The sequence below is a fragment of the Paenirhizobium selenitireducens ATCC BAA-1503 genome, assembly GCF_900492185.1.
Classification (GTDB): Bacteria; Pseudomonadota; Alphaproteobacteria; order Rhizobiales; family Rhizobiaceae; genus Allorhizobium; species Allorhizobium selenitireducens_A.
This window is the reverse complement of sequence record NZ_UEYP01000028.1, coordinates 1-8,492: the sequence shown is the minus strand read 5'-3', so window position 1 is coordinate 8,492 and position 8,492 is coordinate 1. Positions and strand designations below refer to the sequence as shown.

The following is an 8,492-nucleotide window of genomic DNA, read 5'->3' as shown; positions in this document are numbered from 1 at the left end:
GTCCAAACGCTCCGGCGCGCAAGGTACCACGCTCTATCCATGAGGGCGCTCGTGACATGGCGCGCGATATCGCCAAAACCGAAGCTTATGTTACGTCGAGGCATCAGAGGAAAAAGGTAGAGATGCTTTTTGCGCATCTCAAACGCATCCTCAAACTGGATCGCCTGCGACTACGAGGTCCTAACGGAGCGCGTGATGAATTCCACCTCGCAGCCGCAGCCCAAAACCTCCGCAAACTAGCAAAGCTGATCCCGGCACCAACGCCAGAGCCGGCGTGAAGGGGAATACATCTCTGCACGTCCAAACGACGGAAACGGCGGAGCAAGATTACAGCGCGCCTTTTTCAACGGTATCCGCCAGAAGCGGTCATTGCGGGCTCATCTGCGAATCCATTGATGCCCTTAGAAAGCCATCTCAATTTGTTGCGGCGTTCATCACCCGACCAGGATAAACAGCAGCCCTCGACCGAGACATCTGAAGGGAGGCGGACTGGCGACCCGTACCCGCACGAAGGGATATGTGCTGACTGATGTCGCCGAATATGATTACGATCGACGGATCGGTGCCTAAAAAGCTAGCGTATTTCGATAAAGAAATCCTTGAAAGGTTGTGTCCGGAAAGCTTCCATTACTGTAACGGCAAGGTTCAACGAGGCGAGGAACTACATACGAAGTTCGAAAAGCGTCGCGCAGGAGCTGTTGGAGGCGCGTCCGCAGGATAGACAACGAAGAATTCCTTAGTGATTTCTGCGTCCTCAATGTGGAAAGCCACAAGCCTGCTTTCCTTGACCTCATCCCGGACGGCACCTTCCAGAACGATCGACAATCCGAGTCCCGCAGCTACGGCGCGCTTCACGGCTTCCGTGCTGCCGAGGCTTTGGGTGATCTTGAGACGGCTTGCTCCCCGGCCGAATGCGTTTGTCAGAACCCTGCCGGTTCCAGTGCCGGCTTCTCCGCCGAGAAGCGGCTCGCCGAGCAGGTCCTCGAAGGTCAGGTCCGTCCGATCGGCCCACCGGTGACTAGGCGCTGCGATTACTACCAGCCGCTCGCGGTGCCAAGGCACGGCCTCGTAACCTGGCCGGCCATCCCACCATTCGGTGATCGCCACATCGACGAGACCCGCCTCCAGCCGAGTGAGGACTTCCCTGTTGTCGGACAGAGTGAGGCGAATCTCACGTTCGTCTTTGGCGCTTTCACGGAACGCGCTCAACAAGGGCGGAAGGAAGTATGTGCCCAGATTGCTGGCGGCGCCGATTTCTAGGGGCATCTTCTGCACAGACATCATCGAGCGAGCGGCGCCTTCGAGAAGGCGCCGTGCGAAAGGTAGAAATGCCGCGCCGCGAGATGTCGTGGTCGCCGATCCGTGGGCTCTGTGAATCAGTGCCGCACCGAACATCTCCTCCAGCTTCCGCAGATGCTGGCTGACGGTCGGTTGCGACAGCCCAAGCTGTCGCGCCGCCTGATGAAATCCACCTTCGTCGACGATCGTGACGAAGCTTTGGACGTGAACCAAATTGAGCATTCAGGCTGCCTTCGGACCGACTGGCTGGAATCTGGGATCGAACAGTGTACCAACCATCGGCTCCCCCCTCACGAACTTCACTACATCGGCGGCGGCAGTGTGGGCAATATCCCGGCGTACGCGATCCACGGCCGAACCGATATGCGGAGTGAGCACGGTGGCAGGATGTGCAAGCAGCCTCGGTTCGATTTGATCGGGACGATCCCTGATGGCCCAGTCCTCGCATGGGAATACGTCAGCGGCATATCCACCAAGACGACCGGACTCAAGCGCATCTGCGATCGCGACCTCATCGACCAGCGAACCTCTTGCAGGATTTATGAGAAAGGCGTCCGGCTTCATCAAAGCCAAGGTCTCAGCATTGATCATGCCACGAGTCGAATCGGTGAGCGGAGCTGCGAGTATGACGTAGTCGCTTGTCTTCAGCAGGGTTGCTAAATCTCTTTGGACGATCCCCAGGATGTCCTCGGTCGCCGGCCCAAGCCGCTTCGCGTCGCTATATGCGATCTGGCACCGAAACCCTTTCAGACGGTGAGCGATGGCCTGACCTACCGCGCCCATCCCGATGATCCCGACGGTCGATCCGTCGAGACCCGTTGCGTAGAGATCCGGCCGCCAACCTGCGAAGCCCGACGAACGGATGGATCTGTCTCCGAGAAGGATGTTGCGCCCCAAGGCGATCGTGAGCCCGATCGCAAGTTCCGCAGTCGGTGCGGTCAGCAGGTCCGGAACAATGCTGATCGCGACCTCGGCGCGGCGACATGCCTCAACGTCGAAATTGTCGGCTCCCTTCAGGGCGCAACTGATGAGCTTGAGGTTTGGGCATTCTGCGAGGAACGCGGCGTCCACATGATCGGTCATAAACGCGATCATGGCATCGGCATCCGCGGTATGTGAGATGATTTCCTCGCGGGACCAAGGCTGGCGGGTCGTGTTTGCCGCGACTGGTCCGACTTCTTCAAGCATCTCCAGGATCTCTGGGTGAATCCAATTGGTGACGACGGTCTTGCGAGGCATTTGCGCTCCTTACCATTACGAAACGTGATCGGTCTGGTATATCGATTAATAATACAGGAAGATGACAAGACCGATTTAAAGCAGGGATATCCGTCCAATTCTCGCGCTGTCCGCTACTTTCGGCGAACGAATAATGACACCGCAGCGTAATTCCGACGAAAAATAATCGACTTCCGTGCTGGTTCATTTGTCTGTCACGTACAGCCGATAATGAAGCGCTATCAATAACCCAGCGAGGAATGAAATGTCTATCGAAATCAAGCGACGCTCTCTTCTCGGCATCGGTCTCGGCGCTATGGCCCTGCCTGTCGTGGGATCGCTCGCCGCGCCAGCAATCGCCTCCTCAGAGCCGGTTCGCTTCGCGGTTGGGCCGTTCCTGCCCACGACGGACGACACGCGCAAGGAGTGGGAGCCGATGTTTGACGGATTTGCACGCACGCTCGGTCGGCCATACAAACTGGCGGTAACATCAGACTGGGCGGGTATTTCGATCGCCTTGGCGAGCGGGCAGGCCGACTATGGCTTCGTTGGACCATTCGGATACATTCTGGCCAAAAAAAGGGCAAAGATGCTTCCTCTTGCCGTCAGTATGGTCAACGAATCCCCGACGTACAAGGGCATTATTGTTGCCCGCAAAGGTCTGGATATCAAGAAATTCCCTGACGATGCCAAGGGCATGCGGATCTCTTTCGCCGACCAGGCATCGACGACGGGATGGTTGGTTCCGAGCTTCTGGTTCAAGCAGCAGGGCATCGATCCGAAGACGTATTTCAAATATCGCGATGGTGCGACCCATGCAGCCAATGAAGTTGCCGTTGCGTCCGGTCAGGTCGATCTTGCGACCGACAATGACCGCAATCGTCGGATTATGATTGAGAAGGGCGTGATTGAGGAAGAAGACTGCGTGATCGTGTGGGAATCGGATCCTGTTCCGAACAGCCTCATGGCTGGCCGCGCAGCCGCGGATCCGGGTCTGACCGCCGAGCTCAAGGCAGCGCTACTCGCGATCACCCCCGAAATGGCTGCAGAGATCATGCCTAAGAACTTCACCGGATGGGCGGAAACCAAGGACTCGGATTACGATGTAATTGAGCAGGCCGCCGTTGCGCTGGGACAGATCAAGGCTAGCTAATGTCTTTCTCGAAGCATGAAACTGATGTCGCGGCGTTTCCGCCGCGACCAAAGCTCTCGGCGTCGCGCCAGATCGCTCTCCTTTCCCTCGCGGTCGGGTTAGCGGCCGTCTATTGGTACAGTATTTGGCTGGTCGAATTCGATCTACAGCGACTTGTCGACGGCATGCCGATGATGGCGCAATGGATCCTAGGTTCATTCCCTCCCGATGTGAGTGGGTTCTGGTTGCTGCTTCAACGTGCAGGAGAGACTGTCGCGATGGCGCTGGTCGGCACGACACTCGGCTGTATCATTGCGTTTCCGTTGGCTCTGATGGCGGCATCGAATACCAATCCCAACGTATGGCTCCAACAGACAGTTCGTGGATTGCTGAACGGCCTTCGGGGCATCGACAGCATGATCTTTGCGATTATCTTCGTTGTGGCGGTCGGGCTTGGACCCTTCGCGGGGGTCTTGGGAATATCTCTTCACACGGCAGGGCTCGTTGCCAAGCTTTGGTCTGAAGCGATCGAGACCATAGACGATGGTCCTCTGCAGGCGGTGACTCTGACGGGGGCTACCCGCGTCAAGATGATATCGCTGGCGTTGGTGCCCGACGTCTTTCCATCACTCTCATCGATTGGCATCTACGTCTTCGAAGCGAACGTGAGGGGCTCCACTGTGCTCGGGCTCGTCGGTGCAGGTGGGATCGGGCAGGAACTGAAGAACAGCGTCGATCTGCTGAACTTTCCTCGCATCTTCACGATCGTAATGATCATCCTTTTCATGGTCACCGTGGTCGACCAGATCAGCGCCTACATTCGGAGAAAGACGATATGACAAGCGCTTCGTACGCGGCAGTCCTTAACATAGCCGGACTGACCAAGACTTTCGAAGACAGACAGGTCCTCAAGCAACTGGATTTCTCAGTAGCGCCCGGCGAGGTGGTTATCGTTCTGGGCACAAGCGGTGCCGGCAAGACGACACTCTTCAAGATCGTTTCCGGATTGATGGAGCCATCGAAGGGCACCATAAATTTCGACGGCAAAAATCTTGGCGCCCTTTCGAGCAAGGACAAGCGCCTGGTGCGCCGCGAGATGGGCTTTATTTTCCAGCAGTTCAATCTCGTTCGCCGCATGAGTGCCCTGTCGAATGTTCTCGCTGGACGCTCCGGCTACACGTCGACCTGGCGTGTCTTGCTGCGGCGATTTACCAAGTCCGACGTCGAACTGGCCAAGCGGGCGCTTGCCTCTGTCGGACTCGCGGAATTCATCTGGCGGCGCGCGGACAGTTTATCCGGGGGGCAGCAGCAACGTGTTGCGATCGCAAGAGCCCTTGCCCAGCAATGCCGCTTCATTCTCGCTGACGAGCCCGTCGCCAGTCTCGACCCGGAAACATCGCGCGCCGTACTCGAAATGCTGAAATCCATCGCGGCTGAACGGCAGGTCGGCGTCCTTTGCAGCCTCCATCAGGTTGATCTCGCTCGTATGTACGGGGATCGCATCATCGGCCTTAAAGACGGTCGCATCGCGTTCGACGCCGCAGCGCGCGATGTCGATGAAATGATGATCGACCGCCTGTATTCAGACAAACCTGCAAAGGGGCCGTTCTCACAGGGCGGGAAGCAGGACGACTTTCCGGCGCTCGTCGTCAACAATAGAGAGGCACTGCCAGCATGAAACTGAAATTCTTGGGAACTGGTGATGCGTTTGGCAGCGGCGGAAGGCACAATGCCTGTTTCCTACTGGACGTGGCTGACAGAAAATTCATGATCGAGTGCGGCGCGACCGCTATGGTTTCGCTACGCCAGCACGACGTTCAGCCGAACTCGGTCGAGACGATTGTGATCTCTCACGGACATGGCGACCACTTCGGGGGACTGCCGTTTTTCCTTCTCGACGCCCAGCTCGTCAGCCGTCGAACCGACTCGCTCGTCATCGTTGGACCGCCCGGCATCGAAGACCGACTTTGGCAGCTCATGGAAAGCATGTTCCCAGGCTCATCGAAGACAAAGTTCCGCTTCCCTCTCCATCTGGTGGAAATGCAGATCGGTGGAATGATTGCCCTCGACGACGCGATCACGCTCGAGGCCCGTGAAGTTTCGCACCCCAGCGGAACGGCCACACTCGCACTACGTCTCGTCGCGGAAGGCAAGGTGATCGGCTACACTGCGGATACCGAATGGGTGGATGCTCTCGAGGATATTGCACGCGATGCAGACCTTCTGATTTCGGAGTGCTATCACGCCGAACCGAAGGGCAAGTTCCACCTGGATCATCAGACCCTGTGTTCGAAACTTCCGGCGCTCAACCCAAAGAGAGTCATCCTCACGCATCTGTCTGCAGGCGCACTGGAGGCGAGTGGCTCCTTCGATTACGAAGTCGCCCATGAGGGTCTGGAGATTTCGCTATGAACGATTATGCGCTTCCCCTTTCAGGCCTCACCGCGTTTGAATTCTGCGAAGTTGCTGCTGGTCCGTTCTGCGGCATGCTGCTCGCCGACATGGGCGCGGACGTGATCAAGGTCGAACGTCTCGGACAAGGCGACACGCTTCGTCACTGGCCACCCATTACCAATGGCTACAGCGAGAACTTCGCTTCACTGAACCGGAACAAGAAGTCCATAGAGGTCGATGTCAAGGATCCCGCTTCGCGCGACGCGCTCCTGAATGCAATCGTCGAAAAGGCCGATGTCATCGTCGAGAACTACCGTCCTGGCGTGATGGCAGCCAACGGATTCGGCTACGAGGCGATCGCGGCGCTGCGGCCCGAGATCGTCTACTGCTCGCTCTCAGCATTCGGACAGACAGGTCCCCGGAGCCGTCAAGGCGGCTTTGATGTCACCATACAGGCCATGAGCGGGATCATGAGCATCACGGGCGAGCCCGATGGCGCTCCCGTTAAGGCAGGCACCCCGGTCAGCGACTTTGCCACCGGTCTTTACGGCGCGTTTTCCATTGTATCCTCGATCCTGCAGGCGCGTGCCTCCGGCAAAGGCTGCCACGTCGATATCTCGATGGTGGGTGTCAGTCTCGCCATCTCCGCACTGCAGACGAGCGAATTTTTCGGGACGGGCAGGACACCGCGTAGGCTCGGTTCTGCTCATCCGCGTAATGCCCCCTATGGCGCATTCAAGGCAAGCGACGACTATTTCGTGGTCGCCGCCGGCAACGACAAACTATGGGCGAAAGTGTGTTCGGTGGTCGCACGGGTGGAGCTTCTGGAAGATCCACGCTTCGCCACCACATTGCTGCGGGCTCAAAATCAGGATGCGCTGAAAACGATCCTGGAAGAGGAGTTCGGGAGCCGACCGGTCAAGTCGTGGTTGACTGCCTTCGAGGAAGTAGGTGTCCCGTGTTCGCCTATCAATTCGATACCAGACGCTTTGGCTGACCCTCAGATCGATCACCTGGGGCTTGTTCAGCAGCTTATTTTACCTGATGGAACGGAGACCAAGACCTTTATCTCGCCAATACGGCTGACCGGAGAGAATCTGCCTATTCGCCATCGGCCACCGAAACTGGGAGAGCACACAGAATCTATCTTCTCGAAGACGAAGTGAACATGGGGCGGTTGAATGTCTCCTTCGGGCCGATAAGCGTCATGGCGCAGGAGCGCAGTACTACAATTCAATTATTCCAGGGGGCAAAGACCTTATGAATGAGTTGCATGGACTTGTTTTCCCGACCGATTGGACGCGTCTCAAGCCTGCAATTCAGGCAGATCGTTCTCCAAATACCTGGGCATGGGTGTTCGAGAACATCTTGCGGACAAGACTCACCACTCGATACCTCGATCCGATCCGGCGAATGGATGGGCCCAGCCGTGGTGAAGGGTTCGCGATGCTTACCGTTCAGTGCGCCCTTATCGAATTTCTCGCAGCATTGCGAAAGGGTTGGAATTTTCAGCACGGTTACCCCGAGAAGGATGGCACGAATGACCTGTACGGCGACAGCAGCCAGCTCTTCATCGACTTTCTGCGCAAGGAAGCCCCCTTCAAGCAGTTCTTCACCAAGGCCACCGCTCGCAGCTTCTACACAAAGATTCGGTGTGGCCTAGTACATGAAGCTCAAACCAAAGATGGATGGAGGGTATGGAGGGGCGATGAATCGCGACCGCTCATCGATCACCGGCAGAAGGTCATCTACCGCGCACGAATGTCTTACTACATTGATGAGTACCTGGAAACATATGGGGAGGAGTTGACCGCCTCTCACGAGCTGCAGGACGCTTTCATTCGCAAGTTCGACTACCTGTACGCAAATGCGCAAAGAGAAGAGCGCACGGGCGTGGATAAGTCGACAGAGCGTACATCATCAAGCGCGACCCCAAATTTCGGGTTGAAGCAGGCTCGGCGCTTATCGCAACTTTCTCCGAAATGTAGGCTCGCCTTTATCGCCGAAGGGCTGCCGCTGATCAGAAACAGCGCGCTCGGGTTCTGGAATGCGGCAAAAGCGCTGCAACACAACCCGCGGGAGCGGGAAGTGTTAGAGGGTTTCGCGGAGGAAGAGGCGTCGAAGGCGCTCATCTTGATGGATATTGTGCGCTGTCCACCTGCGCTCCTGACGAGCCGGATGCGGCCGATGTTGGGCTGGTTCTACAACCATCTTGCGCGGCTTATCTATGCCAAGGCGATGGACTGGCGACTGAACCGCCCCGGGTTTGCCGGAGACCGTTTGGTTTAAGTTATGCGGCCATGGCTGGTGCGTCCAGCATGGCATAGTATCGTTCTTCGGCCTCGGCTGGCGGTATGTTGCCGATGGGCTCCAGAAGGCGGCGGTTGTTGAACCAATCGACCCATTCGAGCGTGGCGAACTCCACGGCTTCGAAGTTGCGCCATGGTCC

General features: G+C 57.3%; 9 protein-coding genes and 1 pseudogene. 7 read left to right on the top strand and 3 right to left on the bottom strand.

What is annotated here, in order from left to right:
• On the top strand, nt 1–278 hold a 278-nt coding region (locus tag RHIZ70P_RS22080), incomplete at its 5' end, for a transposase (RefSeq protein WP_147294049.1).
• A 367-nt stretch (nt 279–645) separates the two neighbouring features.
• Here the strand turns inward: RHIZ70P_RS22080 and RHIZ70P_RS22075 are convergent.
• Nucleotides 646–1,521 carry a LysR family transcriptional regulator gene (locus RHIZ70P_RS22075; RefSeq protein ID WP_115672716.1) on the bottom strand — a complete coding sequence of 292 codons (876 nt, stop codon included), beginning with the start codon at nt 1,519–1,521 and terminating at the stop codon, nt 646–648.
• Nucleotides 1,522–2,538, bottom strand: a complete 1,017-nt coding sequence (locus tag RHIZ70P_RS22070; protein ID WP_115672714.1) for a phosphonate dehydrogenase — start codon at nt 2,536–2,538, stop codon at nt 1,522–1,524.
• A 244-nt stretch (nt 2,539–2,782) separates the two neighbouring features.
• On the opposite strand from RHIZ70P_RS22070, the gene RHIZ70P_RS22065 reads away from it, so the two are divergent.
• From RHIZ70P_RS22065 to RHIZ70P_RS22040, 6 genes are all read left to right on the top strand, one after another.
• Nucleotides 2,783–3,670 carry a phosphate/phosphite/phosphonate ABC transporter substrate-binding protein gene (locus tag RHIZ70P_RS22065; RefSeq protein WP_115672712.1) on the top strand — a complete coding sequence of 296 codons (888 nt, stop codon included), beginning with the start codon at nt 2,783–2,785 and terminating at the stop codon, nt 3,668–3,670.
• Nucleotides 3,670–4,488, top strand: a complete 819-nt coding sequence (gene phnE / locus RHIZ70P_RS22060; RefSeq protein ID WP_115672710.1) for a phosphonate ABC transporter, permease protein PhnE — start codon at nt 3,670–3,672, stop codon at nt 4,486–4,488. Before RHIZ70P_RS22065 ends, phnE begins: the two co-directional genes overlap by 1 nt.
• A complete protein-coding gene (phnC, locus tag RHIZ70P_RS22055) occupies nt 4,485–5,327 on the top strand; it encodes a phosphonate ABC transporter ATP-binding protein (protein ID WP_115672709.1) in 843 nt (280 codons plus the stop codon). Before phnE ends, phnC begins: the two co-directional genes overlap by 4 nt.
• Entirely contained in the window at nt 5,324–6,061 is a 738-nt protein-coding gene (locus RHIZ70P_RS22050) for an MBL fold metallo-hydrolase (RefSeq protein ID WP_115672707.1), read from the top strand. The genes phnC and RHIZ70P_RS22050 overlap by 4 nt, the downstream gene beginning before the upstream one ends.
• Nucleotides 6,058–7,209 carry a CaiB/BaiF CoA transferase family protein gene (locus tag RHIZ70P_RS22045; RefSeq protein ID WP_115672705.1) on the top strand — a complete coding sequence of 384 codons (1,152 nt, stop codon included), beginning with the start codon at nt 6,058–6,060 and terminating at the stop codon, nt 7,207–7,209. The genes RHIZ70P_RS22050 and RHIZ70P_RS22045 overlap by 4 nt, the downstream gene beginning before the upstream one ends.
• Before the next feature lie 94 nt (nt 7,210–7,303).
• Complete coding sequence (locus tag RHIZ70P_RS22040) at nt 7,304–8,332, top strand: hypothetical protein (protein WP_147294048.1); 1,029 nt, start codon at nt 7,304–7,306, stop codon at nt 8,330–8,332.
• A 1-nt stretch (nt 8,333) separates the two neighbouring features.
• On the opposite strand, the pseudogene RHIZ70P_RS22035 reads toward RHIZ70P_RS22040, so the two are convergent.
• A pseudogene (locus tag RHIZ70P_RS22035) lies at nt 8,334–8,492 on the bottom strand (IS3 family transposase); the annotation flags it as partial.

Excerpts from the sequence above, each read along its gene's own strand:
- RHIZ70P_RS22075 (WP_115672716.1), bottom strand. The coding sequence starts at position 1,521 with ATGCTCAATTTGGTTCACGTCCAAAGCTTCGTCACGATCGTCGACGAA.
- RHIZ70P_RS22070 (WP_115672714.1), bottom strand. The coding sequence starts at position 2,538 with ATGCCTCGCAAGACCGTCGTCACCAATTGGATTCACCCAGAGATCCTG.
- RHIZ70P_RS22065 (WP_115672712.1), top strand. The coding sequence starts at position 2,783 with ATGTCTATCGAAATCAAGCGACGCTCTCTTCTCGGCATCGGTCTCGGC.
- phnE (WP_115672710.1), top strand. The coding sequence starts at position 3,670 with ATGTCTTTCTCGAAGCATGAAACTGATGTCGCGGCGTTTCCGCCGCGA.
- phnC (WP_115672709.1), top strand. The coding sequence starts at position 4,485 with ATGACAAGCGCTTCGTACGCGGCAGTCCTTAACATAGCCGGACTGACC.
- RHIZ70P_RS22050 (WP_115672707.1), top strand. The coding sequence starts at position 5,324 with ATGAAACTGAAATTCTTGGGAACTGGTGATGCGTTTGGCAGCGGCGGA.
- RHIZ70P_RS22045 (WP_115672705.1), top strand. The coding sequence starts at position 6,058 with ATGAACGATTATGCGCTTCCCCTTTCAGGCCTCACCGCGTTTGAATTC.
- RHIZ70P_RS22040 (WP_147294048.1), top strand. The coding sequence starts at position 7,304 with ATGAATGAGTTGCATGGACTTGTTTTCCCGACCGATTGGACGCGTCTC.